Here is a 15,017-nt window from a genome sequence, read left to right as displayed (position 1 = left end):
ATGTCCCAGTTCCAGCAGATACTCGATCCCGCCGCGGGATCGCTCGCGCTCTCGGCGCTTATTGCCGCGGTACCTCTGACGTCGTTGTTCGTCATGCTCGGCGTCCTGAAATGGCCGGCCCACCGATCGGCGCTGGTCAGCCTGGCGCTGTCGATCGTGACCGCGGTCGCGGTCTGGAAGATGCCGGTGATGCAGGCCGCCAGCGCCACCTTCGAAGGCGCGCTCTACGGCCTCTTCCCGATCCTGTGGATCCTGATCAACGCGATCTGGGTCTACCGCCTGACCGAGATCACCGGCTGGTTCGAGGTGCTGGGCCAGAAGATCCGGTCCATCTCCGACGACCAGCGCATCCAGGCGATCCTGATCGCGTTCTGCTTCGGTGCGCTGCTCGAGTCACTGGCCGGCTTCGGTGCCCCGGTCGCGATCTCGGCGGCGATGCTGATGGCCGCAGGTATGAAGCCGATCAAGTCGGCCGTGGTCTCGCTGCTGGCCAACACCGCCCCCGTCGCCTTCGGCGCGATGGCCGCCCCCATCATCACGCTGGCCTCCGTCACCAGCCTGGACCTGCACACGCTGTCGCAGATGGCGGGCAGGCAGACCCCGTTCGTCGCGGTGTTCGTGCCGTTCATCCTGGTGTTCCTGGTCGACGGCCGCCGGGGTCTGCGGGAGACCTGGTCCATCGCGCTGGTCGCCGGTGTCACGTTCGGCGTCGCCCAGTTCATCACCGCGAACTTCATCGCCGTCGAGATCACCGACATCGTCGCCGCCGTCGTCACCGTCGCCGCCGTGCTCGGTGCCGTGCGCATCCTGCGGCCGGCGTCATCCGGCAGTGGCGGGGCCGGACTGCCCGGGGGCCAGGACGCGCCGCTGACGGGTGGCCCCTCCGCACCGGTGGCCGTCGAGCAGATCCGCACCCGGCCGGTCAAGCGCTCCACCCTGGGCGCGGTGGCTCCCTACCTGGTGATCATTGCCGTGTTCAGCATCAGCCAGCTGCCCGGCGTCAAGCCGTGGCTCGCCGAGCACGGATCCTGGAAGTTCCACTGGCCCGGGCTCGACGTCGTCGACGCCGCGGGCAAGCCGGTCGGCGCGCAGGTGTTCAAGCTGGACCACATCAAGGCCACCGGCACATTGCTGCTGCTCTCCGGCCTCATCGTGATGGGCGTCTACCGCATCTCGCCCCGGGAGGCACTGCGCGCATATCGGGACACTCTGGTCAAGCTGCGCTTTACGATCGTCACCGTGACCGCGGTGCTGGCACTCGCGTTCGTCATGAACCTGTCCGGGCAGACCCAGAGCCTGGGCTTCGCCCTTGCGTCCGCCGGCGGCCTGTTCGCCCTGCTGTCCCCGCTGATCGGTTGGATCGGTGTCGCCATCACCGGTTCGGACACCTCGTCGAACTCGCTGTTCGGTCTGCTGCAGGTCACCGCCGCCAACCACGCCGGACTGAGCCCGGTGCTGATGGCGGCGACGAACTCCTCGGCCGGCGTGCTCGGCAAGATGCTGTCACCCCAGAACCTCGCCGTCGCGGCCGCGGCCGTCGGCATGGTCGGCAGGGAGGGCGAGATCTTCAGGCGGCTGATCTGGTGGAGCCTGGGCATGCTGGCGGTGTTCACCGCCTTCATCTACCTGCAGTCCACCGATGTGCTGGGCTGGATGGTCCCGTAAGCGCTTGTGCCGCAACGACCTGACAATTAGGGAGAAACTGACGTGAACACCCTCGTCGACGAACTCGCCAGGGCGACAGGCGATTCCGCCCGGGTCACAACCCGGGCACTGGACCGGCACGCCGCAGCGCACGACGCGTCGCACTTCCTGCTCACCCCGCAGGTGGTGGTCACCGCCCGCGACGCCGCCGAGGTCGGCCGCCTGTTCGCCGTCAGCGCCAGACGCGGTGTCCCGCTGACCCTGCGCTCCGGCGGCACCAGCCTGTCCGGCCAGGGGGTCACCGACGGCATCCTGGTCGACGTCCGCAAGAGCTTCCGCTCGATGACGGTCCTCGACGACGGGGCCCGCATCCGCACCCAGCCGGGCGTCACGGTGCGCCGGCTCAACGCCGAGCTGGCGCCCTACGGACGCAAGATCGGACCCGACCCGGCCAGCGAATCGGCATGCACGATCGGCGGCGTCGTCGCCAACAACTCCAGCGGCATGGCCTGCGGCACCGTCGAAAACACTTACCGGACACTGGATTCCGTGGTGGTCGTGCTGCCGTCGGGCACCGTCGTCGACACCGGCGCGGCCGACGCCGACGCCCGGCTGCGCCACGACGAACCGGAGATCTTCGACGGGCTGCTGCGGCTGCGCGACCGGGTGCGCGGCAACGCGGAGTCGGTGGCGAAGGTCCGTCAGCAGTTCTCAATGAAGAACACCATGGGCTACGGACTGAACTCGCTGCTGGACTACGACGAACCCAGCCAGATCCTGGCGCACCTCATCGTCGGCAGCGAGGGCACCCTCGGCTTCGTCGCCGAGGTCACGTTGCGCACGATCCCGGTACGCAGCCAGATCGCCTCGGCGCTGCTGATCTTCGACGATCTGGGATCGGCCAACCGCGCGCTGCCTGCCCTGGTGGATACCGGGGCGGCGACGCTGGAACTGCTCGATGCCCGCTCGCTGCGGGTCGGGCAGCGGCTGCCCGATGCCCCCGCGCAGATCATCGGGCTCGACATCGACACCCAGGCGGCACTCCTGCTGGAGTACCAGTCCACCGACGCCGAGGAACTGGCCGCGCTGACGGCGGGTGCCGCACCGGTGCTCGCCGACCTGCCGCTGGGCTATCCGGTCGACCTGACCAGCGACGCGGCGGTGCGCACCGGGCTGTGGAAGCTGCGCAAGGGGCTGTACGCCTCGGTGGCGGGCGCGCGGGCGTCGGGCACCACCGCGCTGCTGGAGGACGTGGTGGTTCCGGTCGGGTTGCTCGCCGAGACCTGCACCGGGCTCGGTGAGCTGTTCGACCGCTACCGGTACCAGGATTCGGTCATCTTCGGGCACGCCAAGGACGGCAACATCCACTTCCTCATCACCGATCGCTTCGCCGATCCCGAACCGCTGCAGCGCTATTCGGATTTCACCGAGGCCATGGTGGATCTGGTGCTGGCGCAGGGCGGTTCGCTTAAGGCCGAGCACGGCACCGGGCGGGTGATGGCGCCGTATGTGCGCAGGCAGTACGGCGACGAACTCTACGACGTGATGGTGGGCATCAAACACCTGATCGACCCCGTCGGACTGCTCAACCCCGGTGTGCTACTCGACGACGACCCCGATGCCCACCTGCGCCACATCAAGGTCACGCCGACCGTGGAGGAGGAGGTGGACCGCTGCGTGGAATGCGGCTACTGCGAGCCGGTCTGTCCCAGCCGCGACCTCACGCTGACACCCCGCCAGCGCATCGCGGTGCGCCGCGCCATCGCCACCGCGGAATCCGGGGGTGACCACGCACTGGTCGCCGAACTCGAACAGTCCTACGAGTACGCGGGTGTGCAGACGTGCGCGGTCGACGGGATGTGCGGGACGGCCTGTCCGGTGCTGATCAACACCGGGGACCTGGTGCGCCGGCTGCGCCGCGAGGAGCGCGGCAAGGTCGCCGACAAGGGCTGGGCCGCCGCCGCCAAGCACTGGGCCACCACCAGCCGGGTCGCCGGGGTCGCGCTGACGGCCGCCGCGAGCGTGCCCCCGGTGCTGCCGGTGCGCGCCAGCCAGGCGGGACGCGCGGTGGCCGGGACCGACATCATGCCCCAGTGGTCGCCGGAACTGCCGCGCGGCGGTAAACCGCGCCATCGCCCGGCGCCTGCGGGTCGGGCGGAGTTCGTGTATCTGCCCGCATGCGTGAACGCGATGTTCGGACCCGCCGATGGCGGTCCGGGTGTGCAGGACAGTTTCGAAAGGCTGTGTGCACAAGCGGGAGTCACGCTGGCCGTACCCGAAGAGATCGATTCGCTGTGCTGCGGTACGCCGTGGTCGTCGAAGGGGATGGCGACGGGCCTGAAGACGATGACCGAGCGGACGGTCGCAGCGATCGTGCGGGCCAGTCGCGACGGTGAGCTGCCCGTGGTCTGCGACGCATCAAGCTGCACCGAGGGTCTGATCAAGATGTTGAAAAAGACCGCGCCACACGTCCGGGTGCTCGATGCGGTCACGGTGGTCGCCGAACGGGTGCTGCCGTCACTGGCGGATCACCCGCGGCTGGAGTCGCTGACCGTCCACCCGACCTGTTCGACCACACAACTCGGCACCACATCCGATCTGCTTGCCGTCGCCAGGGAGGTTGCCGAAACAGTTGTCGTTCCCGCGGATTGGGGATGCTGCGCGTTCGCGGGTGACCGCGGCATGCTGCATCCCGAGCTGACCGAGTCGGCCACCGCCAAGCAGGCCGCGCAGGTCCGGGAGAACCCCACGACCGCCTACGCATCGTGCAACCGGACCTGCGAGCTGGGGATGACAAGGGCGACCGGTTCCCCCTACCGCAACGTCATCGAGCTCCTCGCCGATGCCCTGGCAGCCCACCGAACACCGTCGTCGTAGACCACTACGGCGCGGTGTGCCGCCTTGGCAGGATCATGACCGGAACGGGTGCATGCCGCAGGATCTTGGCGGCGGAAGTGCCCAGGCACACCTGGGCTCGCGGGCCGGCCGCGCTGGAGCCGAGCAACAGCAGGTCGCCTGATTCCCACGCGATGTTGTCGACGGCGTCGTGCCATTCGTTTCCGGTTTCCGTAGCCACCGCCATCTCGGCGAGCATCCGCATCACCATGATGACGAGGAACCCGCATATCGCGTACGTGATGAATGAACCGCGGGCCAGTGCCATCCCGCTCATCAACTCGCCTCCATCGTCTCCAAGGTGTAGTGCCGAGGTTCACTGGCCGCCGTGGACACGAGTCTGTGGTCAAACGTCATCGGTTGTCGGGCGCAGGCCGCCGTCGAGCTTGTGGTAGCGGGTCACCAGATCGAAGTGGTCGCCGTACTGACCCGATCCGTGCAGGACCGCACGTTCGATCAGTTCGGTGCTGCGGCGATCAACCTTCACGATCCGGTCGTCTCGCAGATCCTTATACAGGGCCACACACAGCAGCACCATCACCATCACGAACGGCACGGCTGCGACGATCGTGAGGTTTTGCAGGCCGGTTAAGGCTTCGTCACCGCCGCCGCCGATGATCAGCATGATCGCGGCGACCGCACCGGTCAGCGCACCCCAGAAAACCACCGTGGCGCGGCGAGGTTCGTGCGAACCCTTCTCCGACAGCGAGCCCATGACGATCGACGCCGCGTCGGCTCCCGACACGAAGAAGATGGCAACCAGCACCATGACCAGGATGGTGGTGACACCGGCGATCGGCATGGTGTCGAGAAGCTTGAACAGCGCGCTGGTGCTGTCGACCGAGCCGTCGGCGCCGACCATGTCGCCTGCCGTACGTTGACGCTCGATCGCGGCGCCGCCGAAGATCGCAAACCACACCAGGCTGACGAGCGTCGGGACGAGCAGGACGCCTGTGACGAATTGGCGGATGGTACGGCCGCGGCTGATCCGGGCGATGAACATACCCACGAACGGCGTCCACGACACCCACCACGCCCAATAGAAGATCGTCCAACCGGACAGCCAGGCAGACAGTTCGGCGTCGCCGTTGGCGTCGGTCCGGGCGCTCATCGCCACGAAGTCGCGCAGGTATTCGCCGAGCGCGCTGGGAATGAGGTTGAGGATCAGCAGCGTCGGCCCCGCAACGAACACGAACACCGCAAGCAGCAGCGCGAGCACCATGTTGATGTTCGACAACCACTGAATGCCCCGGGCGATGCCCGACACCGCGGACAGGATGAAGGCGACGGTGAGAACCGCGATGATGGTGACGAGAATCGGGCTTCCCACGGTGCCCACCCAACCGTTGAACTGCAGGCCGTTGCCGATCTGAAGCGCGCCCAGCCCCAGCGACGCCGCCGAGCCGAAGAGGGTCGCGAAGATCGCGAGAATGTCGATGATCTTGCCTGCCGGCCCGTTCGCACGGTCGCCGAACAGCGACGTGAACGCTGCCGACAGCAGGCCGGGGCGGCCCTTGCGGTACATGCCGTACCCGATCGCCAGACCCACCACGGCGTAGATCGCCCACGGATGCAGCCCCCAGTGGAACATGGTGGTGGCCATCGCCGTCTGGAATGCCTCATCCGACTGGGCCTGGCTGGTGCCCGGCGGCGGTGTGATGAAGTGATTGAGCGGTTCGGCCACGCCCCAGAACATCAGGCCGATACCCATGCCGGCGCTGAACATCATCGCGATCCATGACGTGGTCCGGAACTCGGGTTTTTCGTCGTCGCATCCGAGCGGAATGCGGCCGTATTTGCTGGCAGCCAGCCACAGCACGTAGATGACGAAGAAACTGGCCGCCAGGACAAAGAACCAGCCCAGTCCCTTGATCAGGCTGTCCTTCGCAGAGATCGAGAACGACGACAGGCTGTCGGTGTCCACCAGCCCCCACACCACGAATGCGATCGAGAGCACGCCCGTCACCCCGAACACCACCCAGTCGCGGGTGGGGTGGGGGTCGACCAGCTTGAGGGGGCCGGTAATGGGCGCCAATGGGTGAGCGGCGTTGGCCTGGCTGGGATCTCGCGTCGCGACGTCGTCCGCGGCCGTGGCTGTGACCGGCACGGGCTCGCCGACGGCATTCGTATCGATCGACATTTTCAGCTCCTCTTGTATCCGTTATCGAGGTGGTTGCGGGTGAATCGACTGATCTCGCGTCGATGCACGTCGAACCACGAAATGGGGACGTTCCGCGCGATTCGCATGCTCAGCACTCGACGACGTTGAGCGCGAGCCCACCCAGGGCGGTTTCCTCGTATTTGTCGGCCATGTCGGCGCCGGTGTCACGCATCGTTTCGAGGGCGGCGTCCAATCCGACGTGGTGTTGGCCGTCGCCGCGCCTCGCGATACGCGCCGCGGCGATGGCCTTCACCGAGGCCACGGCATTGCGTTCGATGCAGTTCGTGTCGGTGCCGGCGTCTACCTCGTCCTCGTCGAGGACGAAATCGCCGCCGACGGAATAGTATTCGCGACTGGCCAGTGCCGTCCCGTCCGCCCCGAGAGCGTGGAAGCGCATCCCATTGCTGTGGTGCTCGAGCTGGGGTCCGATGTGCAACACGATGTCGTCGGCCACGCTGAACGGCACCGTATGGCTGTCGGCGAGCACCAGCTTGCCCTGCATCTCGACGGCGGCCAGTAACTCGGGCAAGACGTCGGGGTCGACGCTCTCGGGACGCTCACCGGCCAGGCCGAGTACGACCGCATGGACGGTTCCATGCCCGTGCCCGGTGGCGCCCAGCGACCCGAACAACTCCACGCGCACCCCGGCGGTGGCCGCCAGGAGGCGGCGATCACCCAACCACGCGACGAACGTGTGCGCCGCGCGCATCGGGCCGACGGTGTGCGAACTCGACGGTCCGATGCCGACTTTGAAGAGCTCGAAGACGCTGATCACACGCCCGACCAGCTACCGTACAGCGGAAACCGCTCGGCCAGAGTATCGACCCGAAGGCGCAAACCTGCAGTCTCCGCCTCGCCCACACCCGGCTTCAGAGCCGCGGCAATGATGTCGGCGACTTCGGTGAAGGCATCGTCGTCGAAACCCCGGGCCGCCAACGCCGGGGTGCCGATCCGCAGCCCCGAGCTCACCATCGGCGGCCGGGGATCGAAAGGAACGGCGTTGCGGTTCACGGTGATTCCGACATCGTGCAACCGGTTCTCACCCTGCTTGCCGTCGAGTTCGCTGTTGCGCAGATCGACCAGCACCAGGTGCACGTCGGTGCCTCCGCTGACCACGTCGACACCCACTGCGTCCATGTCACTGCGGGTGAGGCGTTCGGCCAGGATGTGCGCGCCGGACAGCGTCGCGCGCTGCCGTTCGGCGAAGTGCGCCTCGGCGGCCATCTTGAAGGCCACCGCTTTGGCGGCGATCACATGCTCCAGCGGACCGCCCTGCTGCCCCGGGAACACTGCGGAGTCCAGCTTCTTGCGGAGTTCGTCGACCGCCAGGATGATGCCGCCACGGGGGCCGCCCAAGGTTTTGTGGGTGGTGGAGGTGACGATGTGGGCATGCGGCACCGGCGACGGGTGCAAGCCTGCAGCGACCAGTCCGGCGAAATGAGCCATGTCGACCATCAGGTAGGCGTCCACCTCGTCGGCGATGCGGCGGAACTCCGCGAAGTCCAGGTGCCGCGGGTAGGCCGACCAGCCGGCCAGGATGAGCTTGGGCCGGCGCTCGTGGGCCAACTGCCGCACCTCGTCCATGTCGACGAGGTGGTCATCGGCGCGGACGTGATAGGCCGACGCGTCGTATAAACGCCCGGAGAAGTTCAGCTTCATCCCGTGCGTCAGGTGCCCGCCGTGCGCCAGCGCCAGGCCCAGGATGCCATCACCGGGTGTAAGCACAGCGTGCATCGCCGCGGCGTTGGCCTGTGCTCCCGAATGTGGTTGAACGTTGGCGTATTCGGCGCCGAAGAGGGCCTTGACTCGCTCCAGCGCGAGTGCCTCGACGCCATCCACGTGTTCACACCCACCGTAGTAGCGGCGGCCCGGGTAACCCTCGGCGTATTTGTTGGTCAGCACCGAACCCTGAGCCTGCATGACAGCCAGCGGCGCGTAGTTCTCCGAAGCGATCATTTCCAAACCGCTTTGTTGGCGTTCGAGTTCGCGGCCCAGCAGGTCGGCGATCTCCGGGTCGAAGTCGGCCAACGGGAGGTCCAGCACCGCGGCGCGGGGCGCTGCGGGGGAGGTGGTGGTCACTGTGAAAGCCCTTTCGTCATCGCCAGCGGCGGGTACCTGCTCCCCCGTCTCTGTCCTGGCGGCCTGAAAGATTGGCCGCCGGAGGGCGGCTTGCCTCGTCGGCGAGCGCGCCGCGCTGCGCACTACTTTCCAGAGTTGCCTGTTCGCAGCGGTACTTGGGCCTGAGAGGTTCTCGGGGAATTTGCTCCTTCGGCTCCTCGGCACGCACGTGCTACGAGGATCTCCCACCGCGACTACGGCTGTATTTAGTTGCTGATAACGCAACCATTGCGCATCACGCAACAATGCTGGCAGTAACCCTGTGGCGTGTCAACCGCTGGGCAGGGATTTTGCACTGCGGTCACAATCACCGGGTACCGCGACAACCGACCAGCCACCGTCCACCGCACCCAGGCACCTCGTCCCTGCGCCGGGACCGAGTTCTTCGGGACAGGTCATCGACTCGACCAATTGCCATGAAACACAACCGGATACGCGACGCGCACCGGCCCTGACGCGCTCGACCGGGCGCGCCATCGACATCCGCCGCCGGTATCTGGTCTTCTCGGCGAACTGACCGTGAAAACCTTTGTCGCCAAGTTCAGTCGAGGTGACCGAGGCGCCTGCTGATCTGCTTCGCGCTCTCCATCGTCAGCTTGGCCACCAGCGCAAAGCGGTCTGGAGATAGCCGATAGGCCGGACCTGAAACACTTAGTGCCGCAATCACTTTTCCCCGGCTATCCAACACCGGCGCGGCAACGGCATTCAGTCCTACCTCGAGCTCCTCACACACACTGGCCCAGCCGTCGCTTCGGACCCGTTCGAGTTCGGCAGCGAGCGCGACGGTGTCGGAGACCGTATTCGGGGTGAACACCGGCAACTCCCCTGCGCCCAGCAGATCGCGCAGTGCCTTGGAATCGCAGGCGGCCAGCAGCGCCTTACCGCTGGATGTGGCATGCGCCGGGCAGTTCTGGCCCACCCAGGTACGCAGGCTGATGTCAGCGGGGCCGTGTGCCTCCACGATATTGATGATCCGGTCGCCGTGGAGGATGGCGATGTTGGTGGTTTCGCCGCACTCCTCGGACAGCCGATTGCAGATGGCTTGACTTTCCTTGGCCAGGTCCATCTGGGCGCTGGTGGAACCGGCCAGCCGCACGATCGCAAAGCCCAGCCGGTACTTGCCGCGATCGGACAGCTGCTCGACAAATCCGCGCGACTCCAGAACCGTGATCAACCGCGAAACCGTGGACTTATGCACGCCAAGGTCGGCGGCGATCTCAGTGACCCCCGCCGACCCTAGCTTGCCGAGGATCTCCAGCACCATCAGGGCACGATCGACCGACTGCACAGCAGCGACTGGCTTCGCCCGGGGCGGCAGGCCGTAGGAATCTTCGATCATGACAGCTCCCAGCATAAGGAACTCGCGCCCGTGGCAGCGGCTGCCCTCACTGCGGTCGTAGCCACCGCGACGGCGCCGCCCGATCACTCCTGTCCAGTTCGTCCGATCTTCGAACGCACCCATTCATGGAACTCCCCGATGTGGTGTTCGGACGGCACCAGCACCCCGCCGTTGCGGTACGCGCGTGAGGCCATCGCCGGCTGGGTGCGTTCACAGGCGTCGAAGTCCTGTTGGTTGACCCGGTGGAACAACTCCACTGAGTGCTCCACGTCCCGGCCTTCGGACACCACGTGCGGCAAGTAGAGCCAGTCGCATTCGACGACGGTGCGATCGACGGCCATCGGATACATCCGGTGGAAGATCACGTGGTCGGGTACCAGGTTGATGAAGACGTTGGGCCGCACTGTGATTGCGTAGTAGCGGCGATCCTGATCGGGTGTCACCCCGGGGATCGCGTCCAGGCCGGCGCCGCCGTCGATGGTGAATCCCTGCACGTCCTCGCCGAAGGCGGCGCCGTGCCCCACGAAATACTGGGCGGCCAGGCCGTCGGCGAACTCCGGCAGCACCTCGGTCAGTTCGGGGTGGATGGTCGCGCAGTGGTAGCACTCCATGAAGTTCTCGACGATGAGCTTCCAGTTGGCGGCGACGTCGTAGACGATCCGCTTGCCCACCGAAAGTGACTCGATGTCATAGTGGTTGACCGCTTCGGCATCGCCAAGGCGCCCGGTGACCGCACCCATAACGTCCTCTTCGAACGACGGCGGCTCGGGCGCCAGGCAGACCCAGACGTAGCCGAGCCACTCCCGCACCGCCACCGGCAACAGACCATATTCGGTGCGGTCGATGCGGGCCCCGGTGTGGTCGGTCAACGCGCCCAGATTCGGCGCGGCAACCAACTTGCCGTCCAGTCCGTATGTCCACGCATGGTAGGGGCAGCGCAGGTGCCTCCTGACAGTCCCGGAATCCTCGGTGCACAGCATCGCCCCGCGATGACGGCACACATTGAGAAACGCGTTGACCGCACCGTCGCGGTCGCGCACCACCAGCACGCTCTCGCGGCCCACCTGCACTTTACGGAATGCGCCCGGGGTGGCCAGATCGGTTGCGCGAGCGGCAGCGAACCACATCTTCTCGAAGATGAGCTCTTGTTCAGCCTCGAAAAGTGCAGGTTCACAATAGTATTCACCGCCGACTGTCGGCATCAGCGCACCGCCCGGAGCGGGAGTGCTAAAGCTCATGGATGGCCGCGGGTCGTCGATCGTCGTCATGTGGTCACCAATCGGCTCGGGTCGAAAAGGGAGATGGGATGCGAAGTGGAACCGTCGGTGGCTAGATCCGCCACGATCTCACCGACAACGGGCACGAATTTGAACCCGTGCCCGGAGAACCCGCACGCCACGGTCACGTTGTGATAGCCGGGGTGGCGGGTGATGACGAAATGCTCGTCGGGGGTATTGGAGTACATGCACGTCGCGGTGTCCACTGCTGGCCCGTTCAGCGTGGGCAACAGCTGCGTGACTCGCTCACGCATCTCGTCGACCTCGTTCGGATACACCGTGCGGTCGATGGTTTCCGGCGTGCAGACCTGCCCCTTGCGGAAGAATGCCACCTTCACCCCGCCTGCGGGTCCATCAATCGCCGGGAACCCGTAGATCTGCTGGTTCTGCGAGTTCTCGCTGATGAAGATCGGGTTGTCGGCGAACGCCGCGGTGCCACCCGTCGGGTCCAGCCAGTACAGCACCTGGCGCTCGATGGTGATCGGGATGCCCAAGTCGGCGAGCAGCTGGGGCGCCCAGGCGCCCGGGCAGACGACCAGCTGTCCCGCAGTGTAGGTGCCCAGGTCGGTGGTCACGCTGACGCCGGCGGGTCCATCGCCCCACTGGGCAACCGACTCGCCGAATCGCAGCGTAGCCCCAGCTCGGGCGGCCAGGTCCAGATGCGCCTGCACGGTCATCTCGGGGCGGGCGAAGCCGGCGTTGGCCTCGTACAGCGCCACCTCACCGGGGCCCGGAACGAACGCCGGGAACCGGCGGGTCACCTCTGAGGCGTCGAGCATCTCGTGCGCCAGCGACCACTGTGTGGACGCGCGCAGGCTGCCCGCGACCGTCAGACAGTCCGGCGGGCCGACGAACAGGCCGCCGGTGACGCGGTAGACCTCCAGGCCGGAGCTCTGGGCGAGTTCCTCCCACAGCTCATAGGCCCGAAGCAGCAGCGGCACGTAGGCGGGGTCCTCGAAGTAGGACTGCCGGATGATGCGCGAACCGCCGTGGCTGGAACCGCGATCATGGGCCGGAGTGAACTTCTCCAGCCCCAGCACCCGCAGGCCGCGGCGCGCCAGCTGGTAGGCGGCCGCACTGCCCATGCCACCGAGGCCCACGACGATCACGTCATAGCTGTTGTCGCTCACAATTGGTTACCTCCGGATCAGGTTCATGTCGGGGTCGACGACCGGCTCGGTGTGCACGGTGGCGCCGTAGGTGCGGTCGAGGTAGGCGACGCTGACGGCCTCGCCGACGGCGACGTCTGCGGGCAGCCACGCGTAAGCGATGGTGCGGCCGATGGTGGCCGAGTAACCGGCGCTGGTTATGTAGCCCGCGACTTCGTCGCCGACGCTGACGGGCTCCTTACCGAGCACCACGGCGCAAGGATCGTTGAACACGATGCTGCGCAACACCTTTGTCGGCGGCTGTGCGGCATCGAGGGCAGCCCTGCCAAGGAAGTCGCCCTTCTTGGTTGAGACGGCGAACCCGACGCCCGCCGCGGCGGGCAGGTGCTCGATGGTCATATCCGAACCCCAGGACCGGTAGCCCTTCTCCAGCCGCAGGCTGTTGAAGGCGATCCGGCCCGCTGCGATGGCCCGGTACTGCTGCCCCGCGTCGAACAGCAGATCCCAAAGCTTGAGGCCGTTCTCGGCGGATGTGTAGATCTCCCATCCGAGTTCGCCCACATAGGAGACCCGCATCATCGTGACCGGGATCGAGCCGATAAACGTCTGGATGGCCTTGAAGTATCCGAACGACTGGTGAGAGATATCGGCCGCGCACAGCGGGGCGACAAGATCACGGGATCGGGGACCCCACACGCCGATACAGCAGGTGCCGCCCGTGATATCACGTACCGTGACGCCGGTTGGCGGCAGGTGGCGGGTGATCCAGTCCATGTCCAGCGGCCCATTGGCGCCGACCTGGAAGGTGTCCTCGGCCAGCCGGGCGACGGTGAGATCGCTTCGGATGCCGCCAGTTTCGTCCAGCATCAGGGTGTAGGTCACCGAGCCGACGCGCTTGTCGACGTTGTTGGTGGTCAATTCCTGCAGAAACGTGCAGGCGCCCGGTCCGCTCACCTCGTAGCGGGTCAGGGGGGTCATGTCGTAGAGCGCGACGTGTTCACGCGTCCAGCGGGCCTCGGCGATGGAGATCGGCGAGTAGAACTGGCCCGACCAATCGTCGCGGTCGGGGAACGCCACTCCCTGTTCGGCCAATTCGGCCATCAGAGCGGCGTTGGCCTCATACCACGCCGGGCGCTCCCAGCATCCGCCCTCGAAGAAGTAGGCGCCCAGCTCGAGCTGGCGCGGGTAGAACGGGCTGACCCGAATGTTGCGTGGTTCCTCGCGATACTGGTGCGGGTGGATGATGTCGTACACCTCGACAAAGCCCTGCGAACTGGTCGCCAGGATGAAGTCGGGACTCTTGGCGGCGTCCTCGAACCGGTACAGATCGCATTCGTGCACATCGGTGCCCGGCGTGCCGTCCAGGATCCACTCGGCCATTGCTTTGGCCACGCCGGCCGAATGTGTCACCCATACCGCTTCGGCCACCCAGAAACCGGACAGGTCCCGGTGCTCACCCATGATCGAGTGACCGTCGGGTGTGAATGAGAAGATGCCGTTGAAGCCTTCCTCCACCTTCGAATCACCAAGCGCCGGAAGCAGTTCTACGCTCTTCGTCCACGCGATACTGAAGTCTTGCTCGGTGAACGGCAGCATCGACGGCATCGGCTCGGCGGCGGTGTCGGCGAGCAGCGTGGTCATGTCGACCGGCATCGGGCGGTGGCCGTAGTAGCCGATGCCGATCCGGTCGCCGTGCTCGCGGTAGTAGAGGTCCTGGTCCTGGTGACGCAGGATCGGCAGGAACGCCTCATCTCCGGTCAGGCCGTCGCGCCGCAGCGCGCCCACCTGACCGGATTTGGCGTACTGGTGGGCCATCGGCACCAGCGGCACCGTCAGGCCTGCCTTCGCGCCCAGCTGGGCACCCCAGAAACCGGCAGCCGACACGACGATGTCGGCAGCGAACTTCTCGCCCGTCGCGGTGAGCACTCCGACCACTCGGCCGCCGCTCTCGAGCAGCTCGATCACTTCCTGGTGACCGAGGAACCGCGCGCCGCGCTCGGTGGCGCGGTCGGCTTGCGTGGTGGCCGCGCGCAGGGCCTTGGCCAGACCGTCGGTGGGGGTGTGGAATCCGCCAAGGATCTGATCGGCATCCAGCAACGGATAGAGCGCCTGGCACTGCTGGGGGTCGAGCAGCTCGCCGGGAACGCCCCAGGACTGAGCCCAGCCGCGCTTGCGGTGCAGATCGCTCCACCGGGCTTCGGTGGTCGCGACCTCCAAGCCGCCGAGCTGATCGAACGCACCGAGGCTGACAAACTTTTCCACGGTGTAGCGCGCGAACTCGGACATGGTCTTGGAACCATTGGTCTGGAAAACCAGACCGGGGGCATGTGACGTCGAACCACCCGTGGCGAACAACGGGCCTCGATCGAGAACAGTGACATCGGTGCACCCGCGAGCGGTGAGTTCGTCGGCGAGCGACGTGCCGACGATTCCGGCGCCGATGATGACGACCTTGAGAGCTGACACTCCAAAGA

The 15,017-nt window shown here is 66.5% G+C and carries 10 protein-coding genes and 2 riboswitches; of the genes, 2 read left to right on the top strand and 8 right to left on the bottom strand.

The window, feature by feature from the left end:
• Both ADBZ6K_RS11850 and ADBZ6K_RS11845 read left to right on the top strand, forming a co-directional pair.
• Window positions 1–1,665 (top strand): L-lactate permease, encoded by a 1,665-nt coding sequence (locus ADBZ6K_RS11850; protein WP_526346739.1) that lies wholly within the window; start codon window positions 1–3, stop codon window positions 1,663–1,665.
• A 42-nt stretch (window positions 1,666–1,707) separates the two neighbouring features.
• A complete protein-coding gene (locus tag ADBZ6K_RS11845) occupies window positions 1,708–4,521 on the top strand; it encodes an FAD-binding and (Fe-S)-binding domain-containing protein (RefSeq protein ID WP_526346737.1) in 2,814 nt (937 codons plus the stop codon).
• A 4-nt stretch (window positions 4,522–4,525) separates the two neighbouring features.
• On the opposite strand, the gene ADBZ6K_RS11840 is transcribed toward ADBZ6K_RS11845, so the two are convergent.
• From ADBZ6K_RS11840 to ADBZ6K_RS11805, 8 genes are all read right to left on the bottom strand, one after another.
• Window positions 4,526–4,816, bottom strand: a complete 291-nt coding sequence (locus ADBZ6K_RS11840; protein ID WP_526346735.1) for a universal stress protein — start codon at window positions 4,814–4,816, stop codon at window positions 4,526–4,528.
• 69 nt (window positions 4,817–4,885) lie between these two features.
• Window positions 4,886–6,679 (bottom strand): BCCT family transporter, encoded by a 1,794-nt coding sequence (locus ADBZ6K_RS11835; RefSeq protein ID WP_526346733.1) that lies wholly within the window; start codon window positions 6,677–6,679, stop codon window positions 4,886–4,888.
• Window positions 6,680–6,788: 109 nt separating this feature from the next.
• Window positions 6,789–7,475 carry a serine dehydratase beta chain gene (locus ADBZ6K_RS11830; RefSeq protein ID WP_526346731.1) on the bottom strand — a complete coding sequence of 229 codons (687 nt, stop codon included), beginning with the start codon at window positions 7,473–7,475 and terminating at the stop codon, window positions 6,789–6,791.
• A complete protein-coding gene (gene glyA / locus ADBZ6K_RS11825; RefSeq protein WP_526346729.1) occupies window positions 7,472–8,779 on the bottom strand; it encodes a serine hydroxymethyltransferase in 1,308 nt (435 codons plus the stop codon). The genes ADBZ6K_RS11830 and glyA overlap by 4 nt, the downstream gene beginning before the upstream one ends.
• Window positions 8,780–8,819: 40 nt before the next feature.
• Window positions 8,820–8,918, bottom strand: a riboswitch (glycine riboswitch).
• Window positions 8,919–9,016: riboswitch (glycine riboswitch) on the bottom strand. It lies immediately after the preceding riboswitch.
• A 343-nt stretch (window positions 9,017–9,359) separates the two neighbouring features.
• Window positions 9,360–10,157 (bottom strand): IclR family transcriptional regulator, encoded by a 798-nt coding sequence (locus ADBZ6K_RS11820; RefSeq protein ID WP_526346727.1) that lies wholly within the window; start codon window positions 10,155–10,157, stop codon window positions 9,360–9,362.
• An 83-nt stretch (window positions 10,158–10,240) separates the two neighbouring features.
• Entirely contained in the window at window positions 10,241–11,395 is a 1,155-nt protein-coding gene (locus ADBZ6K_RS11815) for an aromatic ring-hydroxylating oxygenase subunit alpha (RefSeq protein WP_526346831.1), read from the bottom strand.
• Between the two features lie 26 nt (window positions 11,396–11,421).
• Window positions 11,422–12,519, bottom strand: a complete 1,098-nt coding sequence (gene solA, locus ADBZ6K_RS11810) for an N-methyl-L-tryptophan oxidase (protein WP_526346829.1) — start codon at window positions 12,517–12,519, stop codon at window positions 11,422–11,424.
• A gap of 51 nt (window positions 12,520–12,570) precedes the next feature.
• Complete coding sequence (locus ADBZ6K_RS11805) at window positions 12,571–15,009, bottom strand: FAD-dependent oxidoreductase (RefSeq protein ID WP_526346725.1); 2,439 nt, start codon at window positions 15,007–15,009, stop codon at window positions 12,571–12,573.
• Window positions 15,010–15,017: the final 8 nt, after the last annotated feature.

Source organism: Mycobacterium sp. (assembly GCF_044223235.1).
GTDB lineage: Bacteria > Actinomycetota > Actinomycetes > Mycobacteriales > Mycobacteriaceae > Mycobacterium.
The sequence above is the reverse complement of the archived record's forward strand: the minus strand, read 5'-3'. Positions and strand labels throughout refer to the sequence as shown.